Annotated in this window: 26 protein-coding genes; 9 read left to right on the top strand and 17 right to left on the bottom strand. The window is 70.6% G+C overall.

Annotated elements, in window-relative coordinates; genetic code table 11:
- Window positions 1–134: 134 nt before the first annotated feature.
- The 5 genes from EDF28_RS03410 to EDF28_RS03390 all read right to left on the bottom strand — a co-directional run bounded on the left by EDF28_RS03410 (window position 135) and on the right by EDF28_RS03390 (window position 5,704).
- Window positions 135–671 (bottom strand): MarR family winged helix-turn-helix transcriptional regulator, encoded by a 537-nt coding sequence (locus tag EDF28_RS03410; RefSeq protein WP_123292878.1) that lies wholly within the window; start codon window positions 669–671, stop codon window positions 135–137.
- Between the two features lie 18 nt (window positions 672–689).
- Window positions 690–872 (bottom strand): hypothetical protein, encoded by a 183-nt coding sequence (locus tag EDF28_RS03405; RefSeq protein WP_123292879.1) that lies wholly within the window; start codon window positions 870–872, stop codon window positions 690–692.
- A gap of 563 nt (window positions 873–1,435) precedes the next feature.
- Window positions 1,436–2,089: a hypothetical protein gene (locus EDF28_RS03400; RefSeq protein WP_123937176.1), complete on the bottom strand. Its 654-nt coding sequence runs from the start codon at window positions 2,087–2,089 to the stop codon at window positions 1,436–1,438.
- A 1-nt stretch (window position 2,090) separates the two neighbouring features.
- Window positions 2,091–4,130, bottom strand: a complete 2,040-nt coding sequence (locus EDF28_RS03395) for a primary-amine oxidase (protein ID WP_123937175.1) — start codon at window positions 4,128–4,130, stop codon at window positions 2,091–2,093.
- A gap of 80 nt (window positions 4,131–4,210) precedes the next feature.
- Window positions 4,211–5,704, bottom strand: a complete 1,494-nt coding sequence (locus EDF28_RS03390) for an APC family permease (RefSeq protein WP_123937174.1) — start codon at window positions 5,702–5,704, stop codon at window positions 4,211–4,213.
- Window positions 5,705–5,938: 234 nt separating this feature from the next.
- Here EDF28_RS03390 and EDF28_RS03385 point away from each other — a divergent pair, with 234 nt between their 5' ends.
- Both EDF28_RS03385 and EDF28_RS03380 read left to right on the top strand, forming a co-directional pair.
- Window positions 5,939–7,456 (top strand): APC family permease, encoded by a 1,518-nt coding sequence (locus EDF28_RS03385; protein ID WP_123937173.1) that lies wholly within the window; start codon window positions 5,939–5,941, stop codon window positions 7,454–7,456.
- The gene (locus tag EDF28_RS03380) at window positions 7,453–8,103 is read left to right on the top strand and encodes a helix-turn-helix domain-containing protein (protein ID WP_235035995.1); all 651 of its coding nucleotides are present in this window, start codon (window positions 7,453–7,455) and stop codon (window positions 8,101–8,103) included. The genes EDF28_RS03385 and EDF28_RS03380 overlap by 4 nt, the downstream gene beginning before the upstream one ends.
- A gap of 57 nt (window positions 8,104–8,160) precedes the next feature.
- On the opposite strand, the gene EDF28_RS03375 is transcribed toward EDF28_RS03380, so the two are convergent.
- Entirely contained in the window at window positions 8,161–8,367 is a 207-nt protein-coding gene (locus EDF28_RS03375) for a hypothetical protein (RefSeq protein WP_123937172.1), read from the bottom strand.
- A gap of 170 nt (window positions 8,368–8,537) precedes the next feature.
- Here EDF28_RS03375 and EDF28_RS03370 point away from each other — a divergent pair, with 170 nt between their 5' ends.
- The 3 genes from EDF28_RS03370 (at window position 8,538) to EDF28_RS03360 (ending at window position 10,026) form a co-directional block, all read left to right on the top strand.
- On the top strand, window positions 8,538–8,909 hold the full coding sequence (locus tag EDF28_RS03370; RefSeq protein WP_111028791.1) for a DUF6355 family natural product biosynthesis protein: 372 nt from the start codon (window positions 8,538–8,540) through the stop codon (window positions 8,907–8,909).
- Between the two features lie 10 nt (window positions 8,910–8,919).
- The gene (locus EDF28_RS03365; RefSeq protein ID WP_123937171.1) at window positions 8,920–9,240 is read left to right on the top strand and encodes a DUF6355 family natural product biosynthesis protein; all 321 of its coding nucleotides are present in this window, start codon (window positions 8,920–8,922) and stop codon (window positions 9,238–9,240) included.
- A gap of 99 nt (window positions 9,241–9,339) precedes the next feature.
- On the top strand, window positions 9,340–10,026 hold the full coding sequence (locus EDF28_RS03360) for an SDR family NAD(P)-dependent oxidoreductase (RefSeq protein WP_123292885.1): 687 nt from the start codon (window positions 9,340–9,342) through the stop codon (window positions 10,024–10,026).
- Window positions 10,027–10,379: 353 nt separating this feature from the next.
- Here EDF28_RS03360 and EDF28_RS03355 read toward each other — a convergent pair whose 3' ends face one another.
- Complete coding sequence (locus tag EDF28_RS03355; protein ID WP_123937170.1) at window positions 10,380–11,171, bottom strand: NAD(P)-dependent oxidoreductase; 792 nt, start codon at window positions 11,169–11,171, stop codon at window positions 10,380–10,382.
- Window positions 11,172–11,261: 90 nt separating this feature from the next.
- Entirely contained in the window at window positions 11,262–11,675 is a 414-nt protein-coding gene (locus EDF28_RS03350; RefSeq protein ID WP_123937169.1) for a MarR family winged helix-turn-helix transcriptional regulator, read from the bottom strand.
- Window positions 11,676–11,725: 50 nt separating this feature from the next.
- Here EDF28_RS03350 and EDF28_RS03345 point away from each other — a divergent pair, with 50 nt between their 5' ends.
- From EDF28_RS03345 to EDF28_RS03335, 3 genes are all read left to right on the top strand, one after another.
- Entirely contained in the window at window positions 11,726–12,496 is a 771-nt protein-coding gene (locus EDF28_RS03345; RefSeq protein WP_123937168.1) for an alpha/beta fold hydrolase, read from the top strand.
- Window positions 12,497–12,839: 343 nt separating this feature from the next.
- Window positions 12,840–14,051, top strand: a complete 1,212-nt coding sequence (locus EDF28_RS03340; RefSeq protein WP_123937167.1) for a sensor histidine kinase — start codon at window positions 12,840–12,842, stop codon at window positions 14,049–14,051.
- Complete coding sequence (locus EDF28_RS03335) at window positions 14,048–14,722, top strand: response regulator transcription factor (RefSeq protein ID WP_123937166.1); 675 nt, start codon at window positions 14,048–14,050, stop codon at window positions 14,720–14,722. The genes EDF28_RS03340 and EDF28_RS03335 overlap by 4 nt, the downstream gene beginning before the upstream one ends.
- Here EDF28_RS03335 and EDF28_RS03330 read toward each other — a convergent pair.
- On the bottom strand, window positions 14,719–15,450 hold the full coding sequence (locus tag EDF28_RS03330) for a TetR/AcrR family transcriptional regulator (RefSeq protein ID WP_260154498.1): 732 nt from the start codon (window positions 15,448–15,450) through the stop codon (window positions 14,719–14,721). The genes EDF28_RS03335 and EDF28_RS03330 overlap by 4 nt on opposite strands.
- A 79-nt stretch (window positions 15,451–15,529) precedes the next feature.
- Here EDF28_RS03330 and EDF28_RS03325 point away from each other — a divergent pair, with 79 nt between their 5' ends.
- Window positions 15,530–16,372, top strand: a complete 843-nt coding sequence (locus EDF28_RS03325) for an NAD(P)H-binding protein (protein WP_123937165.1) — start codon at window positions 15,530–15,532, stop codon at window positions 16,370–16,372.
- Here EDF28_RS03325 and EDF28_RS03320 read toward each other — a convergent pair.
- The 8 genes from EDF28_RS03320 to EDF28_RS03285 form a co-directional block, all read right to left on the bottom strand.
- Complete coding sequence (locus tag EDF28_RS03320; RefSeq protein WP_123937164.1) at window positions 16,365–17,126, bottom strand: triose-phosphate isomerase family protein; 762 nt, start codon at window positions 17,124–17,126, stop codon at window positions 16,365–16,367. The genes EDF28_RS03325 and EDF28_RS03320 overlap by 8 nt on opposite strands.
- Window positions 17,123–18,829, bottom strand: a complete 1,707-nt coding sequence (locus tag EDF28_RS03315; protein ID WP_123937163.1) for a dihydroxyacetone kinase family protein — start codon at window positions 18,827–18,829, stop codon at window positions 17,123–17,125. Before EDF28_RS03315 ends, EDF28_RS03320 begins: the two co-directional genes overlap by 4 nt.
- Entirely contained in the window at window positions 18,826–20,217 is a 1,392-nt protein-coding gene (locus EDF28_RS03310; RefSeq protein WP_123339283.1) for an MFS transporter, read from the bottom strand. Before EDF28_RS03310 ends, EDF28_RS03315 begins: the two co-directional genes overlap by 4 nt.
- A gap of 163 nt (window positions 20,218–20,380) precedes the next feature.
- A complete protein-coding gene (locus EDF28_RS03305) occupies window positions 20,381–21,160 on the bottom strand; it encodes an SDR family NAD(P)-dependent oxidoreductase (RefSeq protein ID WP_123937162.1) in 780 nt (259 codons plus the stop codon).
- A gap of 11 nt (window positions 21,161–21,171) precedes the next feature.
- Window positions 21,172–22,125: a 3-hydroxyacyl-CoA dehydrogenase family protein gene (locus EDF28_RS03300; protein ID WP_123937161.1), complete on the bottom strand. Its 954-nt coding sequence runs from the start codon at window positions 22,123–22,125 to the stop codon at window positions 21,172–21,174.
- Entirely contained in the window at window positions 22,122–23,144 is a 1,023-nt protein-coding gene (locus EDF28_RS03295; RefSeq protein ID WP_123937160.1) for a sugar phosphate isomerase/epimerase, read from the bottom strand. Before EDF28_RS03295 ends, EDF28_RS03300 begins: the two co-directional genes overlap by 4 nt.
- A 91-nt stretch (window positions 23,145–23,235) precedes the next feature.
- Window positions 23,236–23,952, bottom strand: a complete 717-nt coding sequence (locus tag EDF28_RS03290) for a GntR family transcriptional regulator (protein ID WP_123937159.1) — start codon at window positions 23,950–23,952, stop codon at window positions 23,236–23,238.
- Between the two features lie 44 nt (window positions 23,953–23,996).
- Window positions 23,997–25,016 carry a YhcG family protein gene (locus EDF28_RS03285; RefSeq protein ID WP_123937158.1) on the bottom strand — a complete coding sequence of 340 codons (1,020 nt, stop codon included), beginning with the start codon at window positions 25,014–25,016 and terminating at the stop codon, window positions 23,997–23,999.
- Between the last annotated feature and the right edge of the window lie 50 nt (window positions 25,017–25,066).

Raw genomic sequence — 25,066 nt, 5'->3', positions numbered from 1 at the left:
GGAAGGTTTTTCCGCCACCGTCTGGAGGCCCGCAGCGATCCGGTACCGCGCCTCCCGTCGACGGGTGGTCGCGTCGACCGCCTCGGTCGCGTCGGTCCGGTCGCGTCGGCCCGGCTCGCTGCAGCCCGGGCTCGTCAGTCCTGGTCGTCGACGGTGTACTCGTCGACCGGTGCCGGCTCACCGTCGGCGAGCGCGTCGACGATCCTGGTCAGCGACTCCGCGAGGACGGCGTTGTCGGCGTCGGACAGGTGGTCGAGGACCCCGACCACGGCCTCGTGGAAGCGGGCGTACGAGGCATCGATCTTCTCGGCGGCGAGGTCGGTGGGTTCGAGGACCTGCGCACGACGGTCGGTGGGGTGCGCGGTGCGGACGAGGAGTTCCTTGTCGACGAGCGCGTCCACGAGCTTCGTGACCGAGGCGTTCGACACGGTGAGCATGACGGCGAGGTCCTTGGGGCCCATGGTGCGGCCGTCGCGGTGGGCCTGGAGCATGTACCGGATCGCCAGGGACTCGTTCTTGCTCAGCCCGCTCTCGATGCGTGCGGACTCGATCTGCTGCTCTTCGGCGTGCTGGAGGCGCAGCAGGGCGTCGACGGCGGTCTTCGCGGCCTCGGATCGGGGCTCGTGGGCGTAGAGGTGGACGTGCTCTCGACGGACGACGGTCAACGGCATGTGATCATGCGCTCCTTGCTACGCGGCGGGGACGGTGAAGAAGTCGGCGTACGCCGGCTCGGCGCGACCGGCGAGGAGCGACGGGTCCTCGATGCGGCGCTCGACGTAGGCGTCGATGACGGCCGGGTCGGTCAGACCGATGCGGGTGTGGCTGCCACCGATCCGTGCCGCCCGAGGCATACCGGAGTACGTGCTGTGCATGTCTGATCCCGCCCTTCTGCGGCCGTTCGTCCCCTGCGGACGCTCGAACTCTTTCACGACGTGAACGTTTTTCGCAACGAACGGTTCGTAAACTGTACGTTTCGCGCACCGAACCGTTCGCTTCGCACATCAGCTCGCGGCGGGGGCCTGCGGTCGAAGACCCTCCGATACGCTGCACATCAGATGCCACTCTCGCCGGGGAGTGCATCCGGGCAAAGTTGAAGCCCACCACCGCAGCAACGGTGGTGGGCTTCGATCAGCTCTCCGAGTGGAAAGCCAGGGAAACAAGTCTTCCCGAGCTGAGCGCTCGGGAGCAAGTGTACGCGGGCACGCTCGCGTACGCATCCCTGGCTCTCCGCTCTTTCGTGTCGGCCGGCTGACACCGAGAGGAGGACTCGATGTCGAAGGACAACGAGTCCGACCGCAGGCGTCAGGTTCCGTGGTTGGGGATCGCGAGCTTGCTCGTGACCGTGGCGCGGTTCTTGTACGACCTGGGGCGGAAGGGCTAGGTGCTCGAGGCATCCCGCGGCGGTTCCATCGTCGCGGGATGCCTTCCGGAGCCGTCAGGCCATCGCTGCGGCCATCACCGCCACCGCGATCCCCATGGCGAGCGTCTCGACGACGGGGAGCGCGCGGGTCCGACGCCGGATGCCGTCCCGCACCATGTGGGCGGTGAGCAGCAGGTAGCCGACGGTCAGGCCGCCGAGGACGACCTGCCACGTCATTGCGACTGCGCCGCCGTGTCCGTGCACGCCGACACCCGCCATGCCGGACATGCCGGGGTCGTGCGCCATGCCGACGCCCAGCGCGCCCATCACCAGCAGACCGAGCGCCGCGTGCAGTCGCCCGAACCGGCCGTGCGCCGACGCGACCCGGACCGCCGGAGCCGACCCGGGCCTCCCGTCCGAACCGGACGCACCGGACGCACCGGACGCACCGGACGCACCGGACGCACCGGACGCACCGGACGCACCGGACGCACCGGACGCACTCTGCACCCGGTGCACCGCGGCGACCACCACGGCCAGCAGCGCGAGCACCACGAACCAGAGCACCCCGGGCAGCACGCGCGGACCGAAGGCCCCGTCCACCATCGCGGCCACCATCACCACTGCCGCCACCACGTCGACTGCACGGCCGGGGCGCCACGCCCCGACCGTGCAGCAGGCTCCGGCGGACGCCGGCACGATCGCGGCGAGCCCGAGCAGGTCGGTCACGTCAGTGTCCGTGCCCGTGGTCGTGCTGGTGCTCGGCTGCGTCGTGTGCGGCCCCGACGGCGCCGGAGACGTGGTGCGAGCAGTGCGACCCGGCGGACGCCCCGATGGCCGCCGGCACGTTCAGCGCCGGGTTCCGCGGGAAGAACCCGTACGGCTTGAGCGTGAACTTGGCGTAGTCGACCGGCATGACGGGCCAGTCCTCGGGCCGCGGGAAGTGCGTCGGGCCGAAGGTGTGCCAGAGCACGATGTCCTCGCCGTCGAGCGGTCGGTCCCCCTGGACGTAGCGGGCGACCCCGTCGCCGCCGGGGTTCTGGTGCACGAAGTCGCCGGCGGCGAAGCGCTCCGCCGGGTCGTACTGCGTGACGTAGAGGTGCTTGCGGGCGAACTCGGCACGGGCGGCGACGGAGGACGAGTCGTCGGCGAGCAGCACCGGGGCGTCCTGCGGGTACAGCACGTAGCCGGTGGGGCGGTCGAGGTGGTTGCGCTCCTCGGTGTTCGAGACGAACCACGTGCGTGCCTTGGACGCGTCGGCGAGACGGCCGGACGACGACTCCGACGCGATCCGGGTCACCGACTTCGTGAACGCGTTGCCGTGCTCGTTGCCCGGCCCGACCGGCACCCGCACGGCGTCGACCTCGTCCACGGCGTTCGACAGCCCGTCGACCATCATGTCGAGTCGCGCCGAGAACAGGTGCTGGTGGTACGGGGCCCCGAGGCCGGGGGCGACCTCGGAGGCGTAGGGGTAGTCGTCGCCGGACTCCGAACGGCCCGGGTACGAGCTGGTGAAGAGCACGCCGGTGAGCTTCGCCTCGCACTCGATCGTGCCGTCCAGGTACAGGTACCAGTAGAAGCCGTAGTCGTAGTTGCCGACGGTGGTGAAGAACGAGATCACCAGGCGGCGGGACCGACGGACCTCCTGCGAGCCGGTGTAGATGTCGCCGTGCTTCCAGAGCGTGCCGAAGTCCTCCTCGTGCATGCAGATGCCGTTGCGGATGGTCTGCGGGTTGCCGAGCTCGTCGGCCAGGACGGCGTCGAAGTACTGGATCTCGCCGACGCAGTCGCAGCCGAGTTCGAGCGAGTTCGTGAAGCGACCGAACAGGTACTCGCCGGTGTCGAAGTAGTTCTGCCAGAACCGCACGGGCGACGGGTCGCCGTACGGCACGAGCATCTCGTCGATCGACGCCCGGTACACGATCGGGCGCAGCCGCTCGCCGTCCTGCCACGAGAGCTGGCGGAGCACGAGTCCCTCGCGGGCGTCGAAGCCGACCTGGAACCGCCAGTTCGCCCACTCGACGAACTCGCCGTCGACGCGGAACGACGGCCCCTCGGGCTGGGTGATGACGATCGGCTTGAGGTCGAGCGGTTCGCCCTGCATCGCGGGGTCGTCGAAGTTCCCCGAGGTGGTCGGAACGGGCATGTCCGCCACGTCCACGATCCGCGTGACGGCCCGGTTCGCCGCGTCGACGTACGCCGACAGGCCGTCGACGGGGTGCGCCCACACGTGGTCGGCCGGGTGGTCCTGCTTGAAGGCGAGCACGCGCAGGATGCGCCGACCGACCTCTTCCGGGTAGTCGTAGTACCCGGCGGACAGCGGCACGCACTTGACCTCGTCGGCGGACAGTCCGCGCTTCGCCAGGGCAGCGACCCAGCGCTCGTCCGCGTTCGCGATCTCGCCGACGGCGTCGAACTCCTCGATCAGGACGGGCAGCTGGCCACGGGACCCGTCGAGCACGTCGGTCCGCAGCACCGTGCCGGTGGTGATCGACACGACGCGGTCGGTGGAGCGACCGGTCGCCATGTCGAGCAGCATCACCCGGGCCGTGCGGTCCGGCAGGGGGCCGTCGCCGGCCTGCCACGCCAGGACCTCCTGCTTGTGCGGCTCCTCGAGGCCGACGTAGGCGAAGCGGGTGGTGTCGGTCCAGTCCGGCTGCGCCGTGACGAGGTCGCGGACGGCGGTGAACTCGTCGGGCGTCAGGCTGCCGAGCGGGTGCGCGGTGGTGTCTGCGTCGGTGGTCACGGTGGTCGGGTCGGTGATCGTCATGTGCGTGGTGCTCCTTGCGCGTTGCGTCGTGCGTGGGGTCGGGTCGGTTCGGCCGGGAGGCGCGTGGTGCGCCCGGCGGGTCAGCTCTCGGTGGCGAGACGGTCGAGCATCAGCTCGTAGCGGCTCCGACTGCGGCGTCGCAGCACCACGGCCTGCACCACGCCGATGACGGGGACGACCACGACCAGGCCGGTGAGCACGATGCTCACGACGCCGAAGACGCTCGCGCCCGAGGCGTCGACGTCGCCGACGAGCGTCGGGAAGTTCACCCAGATCAGGACGGCGGCGGCGACGAGCCCGAGGAACCCGAGGACGGGGGCCACGATGGTGTTCCAGACCCGCCGGTCCCCGGGGTTGCGGCGGAAGTACACGATGACGGCGAGGCTCGTCGCGGCCATCAGGATCGCGACGCCCAGGGTGGCGACGCCGGCGAACCAGCTGAACACCTGCAGCACCGGGTCGAGGCCGAGCACCGCGAACAGCACCATCAGCACGGCGGCGGTGAGGGTCTGCACCAGGCTCGAGGTGTGCGGCGACGCGTGCTTCCGGTGCACGTCGCCGAGCCGGCCGGGCAGCAGCGACGCGTTCGCCATCGAGTGCTGGTACCGGGTGATGACGTTGTGGAACGACAGGACGCAGGCGAACATGCTCGTCAGCAGCAGCACGTTGAGCACGGCTTCCCCGGCGCTGCCGATGTACTGCGCGGCGGTGGTGAGGATGAGCGATCCGGGGTCCTTCGCGACCTCGGCGAGGATGCCGTCGGGGCCCCACGCCATCACGAGCCCCCACGACGCGAGTGTGTAGAAGACGCCGATGCCGATCACGGCCGTGTAGGTGGCACGGGGGATGGTCCGCTCCGGGTCCTTCGCCTCGTCGCGGAAGATCGCGGTGGCCTCGAACCCGATGAACGCGGCGATGGCGAACATCAGCCCGACGCCGGGCGACCCGGACATGATCTGGGTCGGCTCGAACGGTGCGAGGGACAGGCCGTCGGCCCCGCCGCGGAACACGATCGCCGCGACCAGGACGAGCACGATGCCGACCTCGCCGACGAGCATCACGCCGAGCACCTTGCTCGACAGGTCGATGTGCCGGTAGCCGAGCATCCCGACCAGGGCCACGACGACGAGCGACCAGACGTACCAGGGGATGTCCGGCCCGCCGAGGCCCGTGACGGTGACCCCGAGCAGGTACCCGATGTACCCGTGCACGCTGACCTGGATGGTCGTGTACGTCAGGAGCGCCAGCGTGGCGGCTCCCGCGCCGGCCGGACGACCGAGCCCGTGCCCGACGAACGTGAAGAACGCGCCGGGCCGCGGCACGTGCCGGGTCATCGCCGCCAACCCCACCGAGAACAGCAGCAGCACGACGGCCGACGCGGCGTACAGCGACGGGAACCCGACGCCGTTGCCGAGCAGCATGCCGAGCGGGGCGGCGCCGCCGACGACGGTGAGCGGGGCGGCGGCCGCGACGACCATGAACACGATCGCGGTGACGCCGAGCGAGCCGCGCATGGTCCGCTGCGGCGCGGGTGCGGCTCCGAGTGACGCGGGGTCCTTCGTGATGCTGGACATCGTGGCCTTCCGGGTGGGTGGAGCGAGGTGGGTGGAACGGAGTGGGTGGGGATCGCAGGTGGGTGGTGCTGGGTGTGACCACGGTCCCGTGCCGCCGTTGCGGTGCCGTTCCACCGGCGTGAAGCCCTGTCGCCGTCGAATGGGACGTGCTCGTCGGAGGCGTCTCATTTGCGTGAGACGCGGCCGAAACACCACCGAGACACGGGCGCAACGGCGCAGCCCTACGGTTGCCGCATGACCGCGCTCGACCGAGCCATCGCCGACCCGCCACGGGTGCCCGGCGTCGGCACGCGCTCCCCCGTCGACGGGTTGTCGCGGAGGAGCATCGGCCCGGTCGACGTGCTCGCGCAGTCGGTGTCCGCCGTGGCACCGTCCGCCGCAGCGACCACGATCCCGGTCCTCGTCGCGACGGTCGCCGGGCAGGGTGCCACGTGGTCGCTGCTGGCAGCGATGGCGCTGTCGTTCCTGGTCGGGCGGACGGTGAACCAGTTCGTCCGACGCGTCGCCGGCACCGGGTCGCTCTACACCTACGTCTCGCTCGGGCTCGGCCCGGTCGCCGGGGTCGTCGCGGGCGCAGCACTCCTGCTCGGGTACGGCTTCATCGCGATGTTCTCGCTCACCGGCAGCGGCTACTACCTCGACTACCTGCTGTCCCGCTTCGTGCCGGCCGCCGGCGACGACGCCCTGGTCACGATCGTCGTCGTGCTGGTCATGGGCGCGGCCGTCTTCGCGGTGATCGCGCTCGGGGTCCGGTTGTCGACCCGGCTGACCCTGCTCGTGGAGTCGCTGTCGGTGGCGGTCATCGTGGTCCTGATCGTCGCGCTGGTCGCGCGCCTGCACCCGGCCGATGCCTCCGCCGTCGCCCTCGGGCCGACGCAGCCGGCGTCGTTCGCGGTCGGCACCGCCCTCGCCGTGACCGCGTTCGTCGGGTTCGAGAGCGCGTCGGTGCTCGGTGTGGAGGCCCGGCGCCCGTTCCAGGCGATCCCCCGCGCGATCTCGTGGACCGTCCTGGTCGCCGGCGTCCTCTACGTGGTCAGCGCTGCGGCCCAGCAGATGGGGTTCGCCGCCGTGGGCGCCGACCTCGCGTCGAGCGCCTCGCCCGTGAACGAGCTGGCGAACGCCTTCGGCATGCAGTGGATCGGGTGGGCGCTCGACCTCGGGATCGCGGCGTCGTTCGCGGCGTGCGCGATCGCCTCGACCACGGCGCTCGTGCGGGTCCTGTTCGCGATGGGCCGCGAGGGGGTCCTGCCCCGGGTGCTCGGTCGGGCGTCGCCGCGCTTCCGGACCCCGTTCGTGGCCGGCGCGGTCGCGTGCGGCGTGCTCACGGTGCTGCCGGTCCTCGGCCTGGCGAGCGGGATCCCGACGTGGACGCTGATGGAGGCGGAGCTCGTCGTCGCCGCCCTCGGGTACATCGCCGCGTACGCCCTGACGTGCTTCGCGGCCCCGGTGTTCCTGCGGCGCATCGGCGAGCTGACGGCGGGGGTCGCGGTCGTCGCCGTCACGACCGGGGTCCTGCTGACCGCCGTCCTGCTCACCTACCTCGGGGTCGAGGGCGCGTCGTCCCGTTGGCCGGCCGTCGCCCTCGCCGTCGGGACGGTCGCCGCGGTGGTGGTCGCGTTCCTGGTGGCCACGCGTCGGCGACCCTGGCGGCGGGGTCGGAGCCACGCCGTGTACGACGTGCCGGTCGAGGCGGACCTGCTGGGGGCCTCCCGTCCGTCCGCCGGAACCGGCCACCAGGCGGAGGTGCGGTGAGCGAACCCGGACTCCGCGCACGGCAGCCGAAGGCGATCCAGAACGCCCTCGCGGTGCTGGAGGCCGCCGCGCACGCGGGACCGGGCGTCACCGCCCAGCAGATCTCGGAGGCCCTCGGGATGCCGCGGGCCACCACCTACCGGCTCATCACGCTGCTCGTCGAGGACGAGTACCTCGTCCGGTTGCCGGACCTGCGCGGCTTCGCCCTCGGCCACAAGGTCGCCGACCTGGCCGGGGTGTCGCCCGCTCCGGCGCTCGCGCCGCTGCCCCGGGCCGTGCGATCGGTGCTCGCCGACGTCCGCTCCGCCGTCCGGGCGGGCGTGCACCTGGCGCGCTACGACGCCGCCGGAGTGCGCGACATCGACGTCGACCCGGACTTCCCGCTGCTCGACGAGGCCGCGCTGCGGGCGACGCCCGGGTCGAGTGCGATGGGGCGGTTGCACGCCGAAGGGGGCCTCGGACCGGTCCACCAGGTCGGCGCGTTCACGGCGGGGTTCGGGTGCCTGGCGCTGCCCGTCCGCGGCGAGCGCGGTGAACTCGTGGCGGGGCTGACCCTGTCGGCGCCGGCGGCCCGGGTGTCGTCGCCGGGGGACGCGTTGGTGCACCTGCGCCGGGCGGTGACGCGGCTCGAGCCGCTGCTCGGGTGAGGCGTGGTCACACGTCCGATGTCGCTGCGGCCCGCCGCGAACCGCAGTGCACGGTACTCAGCGCCCGGATCCGCGTCGACGCAAGGCGACGACACCGGCCCAGACCGTGCAGCCGGCGAACCCGAGAACGAGCACGGACACGACCGGGATCGCGAACGCGTCTCCGATCGACTGCTGTCCGCGGAGCCACACGACGACGAGGAGCAGTACCAAACACCCTGCGGCGATGATCGTCGCGACATTGCCAGCTGATCGTGAGCCCATGTCCACCTCATTCCGTTGCGATACCCACCGCATGCACACCAGGCGGGCTTGCGTGATGATTCTTCAGGAGTAAGTTCGTTGTCGTTCCGAATTCCACGAACGGAATTCGGGGCACGATGCACAATTCGTTGCGCGGACAGCCTACCGCAGTCCCGCAGAGGGGAGAAAGAATGCATCTGCATCAGAAAATCCGGAAGGCAGCACTGGGGAGTGCGGCCGCCGCACTCGCACTCGGCGGAGTCGTCGGTGTGAGTACCGTCACCGCAGCGCCGGCGAGCGCGATGGTCTGCGGGTACAGCGAAGAGATCGAGGACTACGACTCGACCTTCGCGATCAACGTGCCGGTGGTGGGGTCGATATCGCCGTTCAGTGGACAGCGCCAGGTCGCGCATTACGGCAATTGCGGCAGCGGCAATGTGAAGATCAAGGTGACGATGAAGGGCGGGAGCAAGAACTACTGCGTCCAGCCCGGCGATGTCCGACTGGGATTCACCGAGAACGACAAGCAGATCTCAGGGGCCAGCAAGGTCGGAAGCTGTTAGGGGGAGAGCGATGAAGCTCTGGACGAAGATCGGTGGCACGGCACTCGCCGCCACCATGATGCTCGGCGGGTCGCTGGCAGTGGCCGGTCCCGCGAACGCCGCGTCACCGTGCGGGTTCTACCCGATCACGACGGGGAACATCGGCGGCGGGGACGACGGACACTACGAGAAGGGCACCTACAACAACTGCAAGTCGGACCCGGTCCAGATCACCGTCAAGTACACGTACACGTCGAAGAGCCTGTGCTTGTCTGCCGGCGAGACGACGTTGTTCGCCAATCCGGACTACGGAGCCCTGACCGGTGCCTCGTGGACCGGCAAGTACTGCTGATCGTGATCTGAGCACACCGGAGCCCCTGCCCGCCATCGGGTGGGGGCTCCGGTGCGCGACGGGCGGGCAGACTGCACCGTCCCGGCATAGCGTGGGCGCGTGGACCTCGAACTCAAGAACCGTGTCGCACTCGTCGTCGGAGGCAAGGGGTACATCGGTGCCGCCGTCGCCGACCGCCTCCGGGCCGAGGGGGCGACCGTCGTCGTCGCGTCCCGCAGCGCCGACGACTCCGACGACAGCGTGTCGATCGACACCGCCTCGCAGGACTCCGTGGACGCGGGCATCGCCACCGTCCTCGAGCGGCACGGGCGCATCGACGTGCTGGTCGTGACCGCTGCCCCGAGCGCGAGCACCCTCGACCCGGCTCGGAAGTCCGACCCGGAGCAGGTCCTCGACGCGATCGACGGCAAGGCGCTCGGGTTCCTCCGCGTCGCGAACGCCGTGCTCCCCGCCCAGCGCGAGGCCGGGTTCGGCCGCGTGGTCGTCGTGAGCGGGCAGAACGCCTACTTCTCCGGCAACATCACGGCGTCACTCCGGAACACGGCGGTGAGCGTCATCGCGAAGAACCTGGCCGACGACGTGGCGGGCACCGGGGTCACGGTGAACGTCGTCAACCCCGGGACCGTGACGGACACTCCGTCCGCCGAGGTCCGTCCAGGGGGCCCCGGCGACTCGACCCCGCAGCAGATCGCGGACCTCATCGCGTTCCTGTCGTCGCCGTTGAACGCGGTGTCCGGCGAGTCCGTCTCGATCGCGCACCGCCAGCGGGGATCCGTCGTCGTCTGATCCCGAGTACGAGTGTCAGGATCTGCTCTTCCCTGCAGAAGTACCGGTGCACCGCAGGTGGGCTTCCGAAGGCGAGCTCCGCGGCCGTCCGTGCTGCGTCGACGTGCCGCTCGCGCACGACTGGCGGTACCGTGCCACGGAGCGCTGACCGGCACGCCGAGTTCGTGACGAATGGGGGCCGTTCCCCGTCTTCATCATGAACGACCGAGAACCTCTTGCCCGCTCCTGGATCCGATGGCCCCGGCGGTCCACCCTCGATTGCCGACGGAGCGCCGTCGGTCCCGACTTCGGAACCTCTCGCGTCGATCGGAACAGCGGTCGATGGCACTGTGAGGCGTCGGATGGACGATCCGCTACCGGCGCATGCGGTCGGTCGAGTACTCGGGGGTGGCGTACCTCCCACCTTGCGGCACGTCCGGGGCAAGGGGCGCTCGCGTGCTCCACGCAGCCGCGTCGTCCCGCGGGAAGAAGCCGACGGCTTCCCCTGGCTGGAGGTCCCACCATCCATCGGTGTTCGCGGAGACGGCGTAGAACACTGCCGTGTGTTCGGTGGTCGTCATCGCCGCGACGAAGGCGCGGATCGCGTCCGCGGGGCTGAGCCACGTCTGCTGCTCTCGAGCCGAAGACGGCTGCTCCTCGTAACTGCCGATGCGCAACGAGATGGTGCTCATGCCGAACTTGTCCGCGTACAGCCGACAGAGCGCTTCCCCCGCGGCCTTCGACACCCCGTAGAAACCGTCAGGTCGCGGCGGCATGTCGGGCGACACGTGGTCACCCGCGGCGTACGAGCCCGTCAGGCGGTTGCTGCTCGCGTACACGACCCGACGTACCCCTGCCCGCCGGGCGGCCTCGAGCACGTGGTAGGTCCCGACGATGTTCGCCTCGGCCAGGTCGTGGAAGTCGGCCTCGTCCGCGATTCCGCCCAGATGGACCACACCGTCAGCTCCGGCGAAGAGTTCCACCAGGTTCTCCAGGTCGGCGAGGTCGACCGATGCGACGGACTCCTGTGGGCTGCTGGAGGTGATCGGACGGATGTCGGTGGAGACGAGGACCGCATGGCGCTCCAACAGCGCCGACCGGAGCGCAGACCCGATGTTCCCGGCAGCACCGGTGACGACCCAACGGCTTCCGGCGATGCTCGACATCGTGCGATCGTACTGGCGACGCCAGCGGAGCGGCCTTGTCCGGGTCTTCGTCGCGGCCAAGCCTGGGCGACGTCTCACCGCCGTTCCGGTTCAGTCCGCTTCGGTGAGCAGGCGCAGCGTGTGGAGCAGATCGCTGCGCTGGTCGCCGTCGAGCGGAGCGAAGAGGACATCGAGGACGCTCGACGCCACCGAGTGGCCGTCCTGGAGCGCAGTCCGACCGGCATCACTCAGCGCGTGCTCGAGACGCCGTCCGCGCCCTGCCGACCGGGTGATGAGCCCTCGTTCGACCAGCCGTGTCGCGAGGGTCCCGAATGCCTGGTCGCTCTGGAAGGTCGCGACGGCCAGCTCGTGGCCCGATGCGCCGGGCAACCGATCGATGGCACGGAGCGCATCCCACTGCACGAGGGAGACGCCGACGTCCTTGAGCGCCGCGTCCATCGTCCGGTGGTTCCGGTACTGCGCGCGTTTGATCATCTGTCCGAGTACCTCGAGGTCCGCCGCCATGGTGATACTGTATCAACACGCTTACATCAACATGTTTAGACAGGACGTTCATGAACAGCTCCCTCCCCGAATCCCTGCCGGTCATCGAGGCCGGTAGCTCGACCGCTCGCACCGCCCTCGTCCTGCACGGTGGGGGCGGGCCGAGGACCGTGGCGCCGATCGTCGGACACCTGTCGGCGACCATGCACGCCCTCGCCCCGACCCACCCGGGCTGGGACGGAACCGCGCGCCCTGAGTCGATCACCTCCGTTGCCGAGCTCGCCCACGCGTACCTCGCGCGGCTCACCGAACACGGCGACCGCGACGTGGTCGTGGTCGGGTCCTCGATCGGCGGATGGATCGCGCTCGAGATGGCCGTCCAGGCCGCAGCCGACCAGCGGTTCGCCGGCCTCATCGGGGCCGTGGTGGTCATCGACACCGTTGGCGCCATCGTCGACGGGGAGCCGATCGCCGACTTCTTCGCCCTCGATGCTCGCGGCCTGGCCGAGGTCGCGTGGCACGACCCCGAGCGCGGGTACACGGATCCCGCCGACTCCACCGAAGAGCAACGAGCGGTACAGCAGTCCAACGGTCGCACGATGGCAGCGGTCGCCGGCGCGGCGATGAGCGACCCGACCTTGCTCAGCCGACTTCATGCGGTCAACGTGCCGACGCTCGTCGTCTGGGGCGCAAGCGATCGCGTCGTCACTCCGGCCTACGGGCGAACAGTCGCCGCGGCGGTACCGGGTGCGACCTACGCCGAGATCCCGGCCGCCGGCCACCTCCCGCACCTCGAAGCACCCGAAGCGACCTGGGCCGCGATCGACGCCTTCCTGAGCTGACCAGCACGCACGGCGGCACACACCGGAAGGAACGCGGCTCCGCGCGGGGACCGTGCAGGACGACCTGTCGCCCAACTGCGGGTGTCTTCGTCGACGCCGAGTACCGGGTGCTCGCCCCTCGCTTCACCCGCAGGGACGAAGCGCTTCGCCCCTGCGCCCGATGCCCCGGCGACTCCGGACCGCGAGTCTGGTGACATGGAGTCCTCGACGAAACACACGATCGCCACGCTGCTGCTCTGCGCCGCGATCGTCGCCACGACCGTCATCGCACTCGCCGCCATGACCCCGGGCGCGTGACGTCGGTCCGCGCTGCCCGGCGTGGGCGGCATGCGATGATCGAGCCGTGACGGACCGGCGCACGTTCATCCGGCCGCTCGCCACCCGTTCGATCGTCGTCGACGTGGCGTGGGCGGTCCTGGCGGCGTTCGTCTTCCTGCTACCGCTCGAGGTCGAGCTCGAGCACGCGAGCTTCTTCGCCGTGCTCGCTGCCGCCGGCGCGATCGCCCTCCGTCGGGTCTCCCCGTCGGCGGCGATGCTCATGGTGGTCGTCCTCGGGATCATCCAGGTCGGCGGCGGCGAGCGCCCGTCACTCGTCGACCTCGCCATCTTCGTCGTCATCGGCACCGCGGCGGTCGTCGGGACCCGGACCGAGGTCATCCTCTCCGGGGTGCTCGCGCTCGTCGCGGGCGTCGGCGCGACGTTCTACCTCGCCGTCACCGGCTTCCGGTACCTGGTGCTGCTCAACGGCCCCCGCGACCAGGCGTTCCTCGCGATGGCCGCACCGGTCGCCGCCCTCCTCGGGGTGTGGGCGGGCGGCGTCGCCGTCCGGGCCTTCCGGTCGCGCGACCGCGAATCCGTCCGTCGAGCCGATGCCGAGGCTGCCGCGTCGCGCGCCGAGGCCGTCGCCAGCGAAGCCGAGGCGACCGCCACCCGTGCCATCGACGTCGCGGAGTCCGAACGCATCCGCGCCGACATCGCCCGTGACGTGCACGACGTCGTCGGCCACTCGCTCGCGGTGATCATCGCGCAGGCCGACTCGGTGCCGTTCCTGGCCGACGAGGCCCGCATCCGCGAGGTCAGTGCCACCATCGCCAGCACCGCCCGCAGCTCCCTGCTCGAGGTCCGGCAGGTCCTCGGGCACATCGACGGCTCCGGGGAGACGACCGATCCTGGCTCGCTCGAGGAGATCGTGCAGGGCATCCGCGACGCCGGAGTCGACGTCGACCGCACGGTGCGCGGCGTCCCGGTCCCGCTCCGCCCGGACACCGGCACGGCGGCCCGGCGCGTGCTGCAGGAGATGCTCACCAACGCGCTCCGGCACGGCGCTCCGGGGCTGCCCGTCGTGGTCCGTGAGACCTGGCGGAGCGCCGACGTCGTGCTCGAGGTCGAGAACGTCGTGGGTGACGGCACCACCGGGGGCTCCGGCCGGGGGATCGACGGCATGCACACCCGCCTCACCGCACTCGGCGGGTCCTTCGACGCCGCCGCGCTGGACGACGTGTTCGCCGCACGCGCCCGCATCCCGTTCGACGTCCAAGGGGGACCCGTCCGATGACCGAACCGATCAGGATCCTGCTCACCGACGACCAGGCGCTGTTCCGCGCCGGTCTGCGCGTGGTGCTCGACGCCCAGGACGACATGCACGTGGTGGGCGAGGCCTCCGACGGCGCCGAGGCCCTCGACCGTATCCGGGAGCTCCGACCCGACGTGATGCTGCTCGACATGCGGATGGCCGGCATGGACGGCGTCGAGACCGTCCGGCAGCTGTTCTCCGGCGCCGTCGAGGGCCCGCTCCCCCGGGTCGTCGTGCTCACCACGTTCGGCCTCGACCCCGCCGCCGCGACCGCGATCCGGCTCGGTGCGAGCGGGTTCCTGCTCAAGGACGCCACCCCGACGTTCCTGTTCGCGGCGGTCCGGGCGGTCCACGAGGGCAGCTCCGTCATCGCCCCGAACGACCTCGCGCAGCTGTTCGGGGCCGACGTCGCGAGGGCACCGGCGCCGCAGCCGCCCGAGTTCCAGGCGCTGACCGAGCGGGAGCGGGTGGTGTTCGGCTGGGCGTCGCGCGGGCTCTCGAACGCCGAGATCGCGACGAAGGAGTACGTCACCGAGTCGACCGTGAAGACGCAGATCTCGAGCATCCTCGGCAAGCTCTCGCTGCGGGACCGCGTGCAGCTCGTGGTCTACGCGCACGACCACGGGCTGGCGGGCAACCGCGACGGGTCCTAGCCGGTCGCGATCCGATCGAGCCACTCCGCGAGCATCGTCCGCTCGGCAGCCGACAGCCGATCCAGCCGGGGTGCAGCAGCACGGAGCGTGATCGCGGCGCTCGTCACGGCGTCGCCGCCCGCGCCGCCGTCGTCCGTCGTCGACGCGCTCGGCACGAGGATCCGGCCGAGCACGGCGTCGAGCACGTCGTCGGCGAGCGACGGGTCCCGCTCGTCCACCGGGGCGGCCAGGACAGCGAGGACGGCGCCGGTGCCGGCCGCGTGCACGAGTTCCACGGCACGTCGTTCCGGCACGGCGAGCCGCCCGGCCTCGGCCACGCGCTGGATCCGTTCGGCGAGCAACGCCGTGCCGGCCCGCGCCGCTGCTGAGCGCCGACCACGCTCGGGGTCGCTCAACAGCACGAACAGGTGCGGGTTGGCGAGCCCGAACCCGATCGTCATCGACCACCCGGCGCGCAGGTCGTCGACGGGGTCCGTCCGTCCGTCACGCGCTGCCCGCACCGCGTCCGCCTTCACCGCAGCGAAGGTCGTCATCGCGTGCTCAGCCACCGCTTCGAGCAGCCCGTCCTTGTCGCCGAACAGCCGGTAGATCGTCGGTGCCTGCACGCCTGCGCCGTCGGCGACTGCGCGGGTGGTCACCGCTGCCGCGCCGAGTTCCCGCAGCATCGAGCCGGCGACCTCGACGATGCGCGCTCGTGTCTCCTCGCGCTGGGTTCCCTGGTCGATCACGGAACAACGATAACGGATCACTGCTATCAGTGTGTTACCGTCGATACAACTTGGCCGTTACCACTGATTCGGAGATCCCATGATCGTCATCACCGGCGCCACGGGCGCACTCAACGGCGCCACCACCGACCACCTGCTCGGACAGGTCGACCCGAGCGAACTCGTGGTCGTCACCCGCGATCCGGCGAAGGGCCAGCGGTTCGCCGACCAGGGCGTCGAGGTCCGCCGCGGCGACTACGCCGAGCCCGACACGCTCGCCCGCGCCTTCGCCGGTGCCGACCAGCTCCTGCTCGTCTCGTCGAACGACCCGGGTGCGGACGCCGTCGCGCTGCACCGTTCCGCCGTGGCCGCGGCCGTGACCGCCGGCGTCGGCCGCGTCCTGTACACGAGCCACCAGGGTGCAGCGCACCGGTCGCCGTTCGTCCCCGCGGCCCACCACGCCGCGACCGAGGACCTGCTCCGCGAGTCCGGCCTGCCGTGGACGAGCCTGCGGAACGGTTTCTACGCCCACAGCACCACGTGGCTGATGGGACCGTGGCAGACCACCGGCACCGTGTCCGTGCCCGTCGACGGCCCGGTGTCGTGGACCGCGCGTGAGGACGCCGCCGAGGCAGCCGCTCGCATCCTGCTCGCCGAGCAGCCCTTCGACGGCCCGGTGACGCTCACCGCGCCGGCGGCCCCGACCTTCGCCGACCTCGCCGACTCCGCATCGGAGCGCACCGGCCGGACCATCGGCTTCGAGGCCCTCGGAGAGGACGAGTGGCGAGCTCGCGCGGTCGCCGCCGGACAGGACCCGCACATGGTGGGGTTCCTGCTCGGCATGTACGAGGCTGCAGCACAGGGCCTGTTCGCCGGCACCGATCCCCTGCTCGGTGAACTGCTCGGACGTGCACCGCGCGCGGTCGAGGACCAGTTCAGCTGAGGGCTGCGACCTCGTCGAGGATCGCCTCGACCGCAGCCGGGTCGTGCGCGAACCGACCGAGGAACAACCCGCCGAGCCGCCCCTGCCCACGGGTGAGCAGACCGGGCCCGGCGCTGCCCCCGTACAGCACGGTGCTGCCGCGCAGCTCGGGCCGCGTGGCGAGGTGCTGCTCGATCCCCGCGAGCACCGCGACGATGTGGTCGTCCGGCGCCGGTGCTAGCGCGCCGATGGCCCACACCGGTTCGTAGGCGACGGTCAGCGCCCCGGCCAGACCGTCCGCGGTGGCCGTCGAGACACCACGGTCGAGCTGCGCGGTCACGTCCGCCACGGCTTCCGCCAACCGGGAGGCCCGGGTCGTCTCCCCGACACAGAGGAGCGGGCGCAGGTGGTTGCGGAAGGCCGCGTGCACCTTCGCGGTGACGGTCGCGTCGTCCTCGTGGAACAGGGAACGTCGTTCGGCGTGCCCGATCTCGACCAGGTCGACCCCGATCTCCCGCAGTTCGGCGCCGGAGACCTCGCCGGTGAACGCTCCTTCGTCGGCCCACGACAGGTCCTGCGCGGCGAGGAGCACCCCCGATCCGGAGAGCACATCGCGCACGGGCACGAGCGCCGGGAACGTCGGCGCCACGAACAGCGAGGCCGCTCCCGACCGCGTCGCGGGGTGCCTCCGGGCGATCTCGGCGACGGCCCCCGACCACTCCAGGGTCCGGGCGTGCGAGAAGTACGTCTTCAGCGACACCCCGATGGTGATCACGGTGCGAGGGTCTCCACGATGAGCGCGAACGACACCGCTCCGGGATCCGGTGTGCCGACGGCCTGCTCGGCGTGGGTGCGTGCGCGGCCCATCTTCGGCACGAGCGACGCGGTGGCGTCGGCGGCCTCGCGAGCGGCGCTGACGGCGTCGGCCCAGGCGTCCGCGAGCGACGCTCCCGCGTCGACCCGGGTGCGGAGCACCTCGTCGAACGGCACGAGCGCGTCGACCATGGTCTTGTCGCCGACGGTCGCGCCGAACGCGAGGACCGCCTCGGTGGCGGCGTGCACCGCGCTCTGGACTGTGGCGGCCGACGGACGCTCGTCGTCCCCGAGGACGCGACCCAGTGCCTCCAGGGCGGCTCCCCAGATCGCACCGGACGTGCCGCCGGCCTTGTCGGACCAGGCGTCTGCAGCGATCCGCAAGACGGAACCGACACCTGCGCCGGCGGTTACTGCATCCGCGGCTGCGGCCTCTGCGGCGTGCGCCCCGCGCTGCATGCCGATGCCGTGGTCGCCGTCACCCGCGACGGCGTCGATCCGGCCGAGCTCGTCGGCGTGCTCGTCGAGGAGCGTGCGGACTGCGGCGAAGCCGGCCGCAGCCTGCTCGCCGACTGCGCGCGAGTCGTCGCTCGCCGCGCCGATGGCGACGCCCTCGGCGTCCGCCTCCACGGTGGAGGGGTCGACGCGTTCCCGCGGGACGGCGCCGCCCTTGCGGTACGCGGGGGTGTCCGCGGCTGCTGCCCAGAGTTCCTCGAGTTCGGCGTCAAGCCAGAACAGGGTGAGCGAGACGCCGGCCATGTCGAAGCTCGTGACGAGTTCGCCGACCTCGGGCTCGACGATGACCACCCCTGCGTCGGCCAGGCGCTGCTGCACCGAGCGGTAGACGACGAAGAGCTCCTCGTACTTGACGCTGCCCAGCCCGTTGAGGATCGGGACGACGCGCGCGCCGTCGGGTGTCACGCTCTCCGGCAGTTCGTCGAGCAGTCGGGTCACCAGCAGCGACGCCAGCTCGGACGCCGTCGGCACGTCGGTCTCGTCGATTCCACGTTCGCCGTGGATGCCCATGCCGATGGCCATCCGCCCCTCGGGCACCGTGAACAGGGGTTCGTCGGCGCCGGGCAGCGAGCAGCCGGAGAACGCGACGCCGAACGACCGCGTGCGGTCGTTGGCGCGCTCGGCGACGGCCGTGACCTCGTCGAGGCTGCGGCCCTGCTCGGCGGCGGCACCGGCGACCTTGAAGACGCAGAGGTCGCCCGCGATGCCACGCCGCTCCTGCGGGCGGTCCGCGGGCGCACTCACCACGTCGTCGGTGACGCGGACGGTCCGGACCGGGATGCCGTCGGCCTCGAGCGTGCGGGCCGCGGCGTCGAAGTTCAGGACGTCACCGGCGTAGTTGCCGTAGCTCAGCAGCACCCCGCCGCCGTGCTCGGACGCCCGCGCGACACCGGCGACCTGCTGGGCGCTGGGACTGGCGAACAGGTTGCCCATCGCGGCACCGGCTGCCAGGCCCGGCCCGACGAGGCCACCGAACGCCGGGTAGTGGCCGGAGCCGCCACCGATCACGACGGCGACCGTGCCGTCGGGGCTGGTGGTGGCGCGGGCGACGCCGCCGTGCACCTTCCGCACCCATCGCTCGTTCGCGGCGACGAAGCCGTCGGTCGCTTCGTCGGCGAAGTCCGCCGGGTCGTTGAACAGTCTAGTCACGCGTTCGTCTCCTTCGACGTCGTGGTGCGGACATGCGAGGTGTCGAGGAGATCATCCGCCTTCGACCCCCGGAAGAACTTCGTGCAGAAGATCATCACGGCCGCGACGAACGCCAGGACCCCGAGCGAGACGATCCCGAACGCACCGCTGTCGGTCGGCACCACCTCGTTGATCGCCGTGCGCATGATCGGGGCGACGAACCCGCCGAGGTTGCCGAGCGAGTTGATCAGGCCGATGCCCGCCGCGGCGGCTGCCCCGGTGAGGAACGCCGTCGGGTACGCCCAGGTGATCGGGCCGACGGCCAGGAAGCTCGCGACCGCCAGCGTGATGAACACGATGCCCAGGATCGGTTGCCCGTTCGCACCGGCCCACGCCGACCCGAGGATCGACAGCCCGGTCGTGATGTAGAACATGGTGCCCCAGCGACGACGGCGACCGACGGAGTCCGCCTTCGACCCGACCAGGTAGCAGGCGACGAGTCCGACGAGCCACGGGATCGCGGTCACGAGGCCGACCTGCCACCCGACGTCCTGCCCGAGCAGCGAGGAGACCTGCTGCGGCAGGTAGAACGTCGTGCCGTACACGGCGACCTGCAGGCAGAAGTAGATGATCGTGAAGTACCAGACCCGGCCGCTCGCCATGGCCTTCCAGATGCCGGTCGGGCCGTCCGCGCTGCGGGCGGTGTCCTCGCGTGCCATCGCCGCGGTGAGCGACTGCTTCTCGCCCGGTTCGAGCCACTTCGCCTGCTGCGGACTGTTCGTCAGGAACACCAGGGCCGCGATGCCGGCGAGCACCGCGAGGATCCCCTCGCCGAAGAACATGACCTGCCAGCCGTGGAACGGGGTCGCCTGGTCGCCGAAGCTCAGCAGACCGCCGGACAACGGGGCACCGATCATCTGCGAGAACGGCTGCGCCAGGTAGAAGATCGCGAACATCCGCACGCGCACCTTGTTCGGGAACCACTCCGACAGGTACATGATCACGCCCGGGAACAGCCCCGCCTCGGTCACACCGAGGATGAAGCGCAGGACGATGAACATCGTGTCGTTCGTCGTGAAGGCGAACAGTGCGGCGACGATGCCCCACGTGACCGCGATGCGGGCGAGCCAGAACCGGGCACCGAAGCGCTTGAGCAGCAGGTTCGACGGGATCTCGAAGATCGCGTAGCCGATGAAGAAGATGCCGGCGCCGAGTGCGAAGGCCGCGTCGGAGATGCCGCGGTCGACGCTCAGGGCCTCTTCGGCGAACCCGACGTTGGTGCGGTCGAGGAACGCGACGAAGTACAGGATGACGAGCATCGGCATGAGGTGCTTCGTCGCCTTGCCGATGGCGGACTTGAGGCCGGGGTCGTTCGTCGACCCGAGCGCGGGGGCAGGGGGAAGTGACACGGGTTCGCTCCTTTGCGAGCACGGTGCGGTTTCGGGGCGTCCGGCGGTGGGGCCTGGTGGCCGTCTGGCCGTTCGGCCGTCTGGCCGTCTGGCCGTTCGGCCTGTCGGACGGGAGGCACGGATCGCGTCGCGCGGACGGCGCGCGATCCGTGGCCGGTCGGCTCTAGTGCATGTACAGGCCGCCGTCGACGTTCAGCGTCTGGCCGGTGACGAACCCGGCGTCCTCGCTGATCAGGTACGCGATCGCCGCGGCGATGTCCCGCGGCGTACCGATGCGCGGCAGCACGCCGTCCGCTGCCATCTCGGTCTTGCGCTCCTCGGTCAGGGTGCCGCCCATGATGTCGGTGTCGATCGGGCCGGGAGCGATCGCGTTGACGGTGACGCCGCGCGGGCCGAGCTCGCGGGCCAGGCCACGGGTCAGGCCGATCACGCCGGCCTTCGCCACCGTGTACGGGGTCTTGCTGAAGGTGCCGCCGCCACGTTGGGCGGAGACCGACGACAGGTTCACGATGCGCCCGTAGCCGTGCTGCACCATCGACTCGGCTGCCCGCAGGCTGGCGAAGTGCACGCCGTCGAGGTTGATGGACAGCACGCGGTGCCACTCCCCCTCGGGCAGGTCGAGGTAGGCGTGCGCGGACGAGACCCCGGCCAGGTTCACCAGTGCGGTGATCGGCTGGAGTTCGGCCTCGATCGTGTCGAAGGCCGCACGGACGGCGGACTCGTCGGCGACGTTCGCGCCGACGCCGACCGCGCGGACGCCGTGCTGCTCGCGGATCTCGGTGGCGACCTGTTCGCTGGCGGTCTGGTCGAGGTCGATGACGCCGATGTCCCAGCCGGCCTCGGCCAGGTGGTGGGCGGTGGCGCGACCGATGCCGCGCGGCGAGGCGGCTCCGGTCAGGACGGCGGTGCGGGGCTGGTTCTGCGTGTTCGTGTTCGTGTTCATGCTCGTCCCCCTCAGTGGATCGGCGCCGGGCCGAGGTCGTCGAGCAGCTTCTGCATCGCGACGTAGGCCTTGTTGCGGTAAGCGACGAGCTCCGGCGTGCGGTCGGCCGGCACCTCGAGGTACCCGGCGCCGGACTTCGTGCCGAGCTCGCCCGCGTCGACGTGCTGCTGCAGTGACGGCGGGGTGGCGAAGCGCTCGGGCCAACGGGTCTGCAGCGACTCGAAGCAGAACGCGTAGACGTCGAGACCGGCCATGTCGGCGATCGCGAACGGGCCGAAGAACGGCAGGCGGAACCCGAACGTGGTCCGCACGATGGTGTCGATGTCGTCGGGGGTGGCGATGCCCTCGTCGGCGATCTTCGTGGCCTCCTCGAACAGCGCGTACTGCAGGCGGTTCAGCACGAACCCGGTCGAGTCCTTCACCCGCGCCGACTGCTTGCCGGTCGCGGCGACGACGGTCTCGCCGACCGCGATCGCGTGCTCGTTCGTGGTCGGGTGCGGGATGAGCTCGACGCCGGGGATGAACGGCGCCGGGTTCGAGAAGTGCACGCCGAGGAACCGCTCCGGGCCGACGACCGCCTCGGCCAGCGACTCGATCAGGATCGTCGAGGTGTTCGAGCCGATGATCGCGCCGGGGCGGGCGGCTTCGCTGATGCGGCGGAGGGTCGCGTGCTTGATCTCGATCTTCTCGGGGACGGCCTCCTCGATGAAGTCGGCCTCCGCGACTGCTTCCTCGATGGAGGCGGCTGCGCTGAGGTGGGCGTCGACGCGTGCCACGGCGTCCGCGGGGAACAGGCCGTCCGCGACGAACTGCTCGGTCTCTGCGATGAGCCGGGCTCGGTTGGACGCGGCGATCTCGGCCGAGACGTCGGCGATCCGGACGGTGTGGCCAGCGAGGGCGAGGACCTGGGCGATCCCGCCGCCCATGTAGCCGGATCCGACGACGGCGATGTCGAGGGTGCTCATCGGGTTGCTCCTTCGGTGCTGGTTGCTGCAGTCGGGGTCGCCGTCGCGTCGAGCTTCGTCGTCGCGAGGACGGATCGGATGTACTGCTGGTTCGTGGCGCAGACGCCGAGGCTGTCCCCGCCGTACTGCTCGGTCATGACGATCCCGCGGAACCCGTCGGCGACGGCGTCGCGCAGGACCTGGCGGTAGTTGATGAGGCCCGTCTCCATCGTGCTCGGCGCGCTCGTCGCCCAGCTGCCGTCGCCGGCCTCGTCACGCGTGTAGTTCTTCACGTGCAGGTAGTTCGTGTGCGGCATGGTCTTCGCGAAGAGCTCCCGCCAGTCCTCGATCGGCCGGTGGAGGCGGATGAGGTTCGCGACGTCCGCGTTCAGGCCGACGTTGTCGAGCCCGATGTCCTCGACCAGTCGCACGGCGCTGTCGGCGGTGCCGAGGTAGGTGTCCTCGTACAGTTCGAGGGCCATCGGCAGCCCGACGCTCGCAGCGTGCTCACCGAGCTCCCGCAGGCGCTTGACCGCCGCGTTCCAGACCTCGGGGTCGTCCGGGTCCTTCGGGCCCTGCGCGGTCCAGAACCACAGCGCGCGCTTCTGGGCCTCGGTGAACGGCTGGTGCAGGCCCGTCGAGAACACCTGCATGCCCCACTCGGCCGCCGCGTCGATGGTGCGGTGGGCGTAGGCGAGGTTGTCCTCCTCGTGCCCGGGCTGGATGACGCTCTTGCGCTGCAGGTGCACCGAGGGGATCCCGATGCCGTGCGCCTTCGCGACGGCGAACAGCTCGTCGCGGCGGGAGCGCTCGAGGTCCGCGGGGCGGATGTGGCTGTCGGCGAGTTCAGCGAGCGAGAACCCTGCGGCTGCGATCTGTGCGAACACGTCGTCCCAGACCTCGGCCGGGGCATCGTGGAACGCAGTGCCGTCGCGCGTGACCTGGGCGAAGCCGTGCAGACAGGCGGCGATCGGCCAGGTGTCCGACGTCCAGGTGGTGGGGTCCCAATCCTGGTCGACCCAGTCCTGCGGTGTGCTCACGGAATGCTCCTTCGCATGTCGGGGTTCGGCGGTGAACCTCTTTCCTATAGGAAAGATACTCGCACCTCGACAGAGCGCAACCCCTGCGGGATCAGCTCGTGTGCGAAGCGTCCTCGCGCGACCGGAGCCGGACGGCGTCGATGTGGTGCCGCATCGCCGCCACTGCTTCGGCCGGCCCGACCGCGAGGGCATCGACCACCGCTCGGTGCTCGTGCACGGCGCGGTCGGTGTCGTCCCCGCCGCCCTCGACGATCTGCCGCATCCGGTGCACGCGGGTCGTGATGATCTCGGACATCTCCTCGAGGAACGGGTTCCGCGTCGCGTCGAAGATCAGCTGGTGGAACTGCCAGTCGCTGCGGAAGAACCGGGCCATGAGTTCTTCCGACGCCTCAGCCGCACCGACCGCCGCGACCTCGTCGGCCACCGCAGCCTGCTCGTCGAGCGCCGTGCCGAGCCGCTCCCGCAGGGCGTCGACGTCACCGCGCGCAGCGAGCTCGACGGCACCGCTCTCCACGATGAGTCTGGCGTCGAACAGTGCCTCGAGTTGGTCGCCGGCCAAGGGTGGAGAGACCCGGTAGCCCTTGTTCGCCTCTCGGGTGACGAGGCCGGTGCGTTCGAGCTGCACGAGGGCTTCGCGCACCGGAGTCGGGGAAACGCCGAGGGTGCGGGCGAGCCCGTCGATCGACAGTCGCATGCCGGGTTCGACGTCGTGGCCCATCAGGACCTCGAGAACCCGGTCGTACACGCGGTCACGCAGGCCGAGCTGCGCGATGCGTTCGGTCCCGAAGCCGGGCATGGTCGTGGACATGTGTCGATCCTAGAGAATCCACGAATCCGACAGCTCGACCCTGATCAGTTGACGGCAGAATCGGCGAGCATCCCCGTCAGGTCGTCCTCCGAGGGCAGTGCCGCACGAAGCGTCGATGGAAGGAGGTCGTACCGAGCGACGCCGACCGGGGCTCCGTGCCCGCTGAGGGCGTACCGCACGACCGGGTCGTTCTTGTCAGCCACGAGCAGGAGCCCAACGGTGCCCGAGTGCTGTTGGCGCCGGAGCCGGTCGTCTACCAGGGACACGTAGAACGACAGCTGGCCGAGGTGTTCGGGTTTGAACTTGCCGCTCTTGAGTTCGACGACGACGTACCGGAGCTGGTCGACGTGGAAGAAGAGAAGATCGACGAAGAAGTCGTCACCGTGAACCTCGAAGTGGACTTGCCGCCCGACGAACGAAAACCCAGTGCCGAGCTCCCGGAGCGTGTCGATGATGCGGTCGACGAGCCGCTCCTCGAGCTGTCGCTCCGTTGCACCTGCGTCGAGCGCCAAGAAGTCGAGCACGTACGGATCGCGCGTGATCTGCTGCGCCAGATCGGAGTCAGCCTCGTCGAGGACACGGTCGAAGTTGGTCAGTGCTGAGGTGAATCGCTCGTGGGCGTTCGTCGCGACGTGGTGCTCGAGGACGTTCCGGGACCAACCGTGCTCGAGCGCTTGCGCCGCGTACCAGTCACGGCGCTCTCGGCCGTCGAGGCGACCGAGCAACACGGTGATGTGACCCCACGGAAGTTGTGCAACAGGCTGTTGCACGACATCCGGACCAGGCCACGCTGCCGCGAAACTGCGCATGTAGAACACGTTCCGCCGTGAGAAGCCCTTCATCTCAGGAAAGGCGGTCCGGAGATCACGCGCCAACTGGTCCACGAGCCCACTCCCCCACCCTGCGGTTTGCTGGCGGTCGAGGATCATTGCGCCGATCTGCCAGTAGAGGCGGACCAGCTCTGTGTTGACACGGCGCTGCGCCGTGAACCTGGCGGATTGGACGCGCTTCTTCAGCGCATCGAGCGTTGCCGCGTAATTCTCGGGCAGGGCAGGTTGGGTCATCGCGAACGACCGTAGCCAGTGCGCGCGGTCGGCGGGCCCGTCCAGCTGAT

Origin of the sequence: Curtobacterium sp. PhB137 (assembly GCF_003814955.1) — a bacterium.
In the GTDB taxonomy this organism is placed as follows: domain Bacteria; phylum Actinomycetota; class Actinomycetes; order Actinomycetales; family Microbacteriaceae; genus Curtobacterium.
This window is presented reverse-complemented; position numbering and strand designations above follow the sequence as displayed.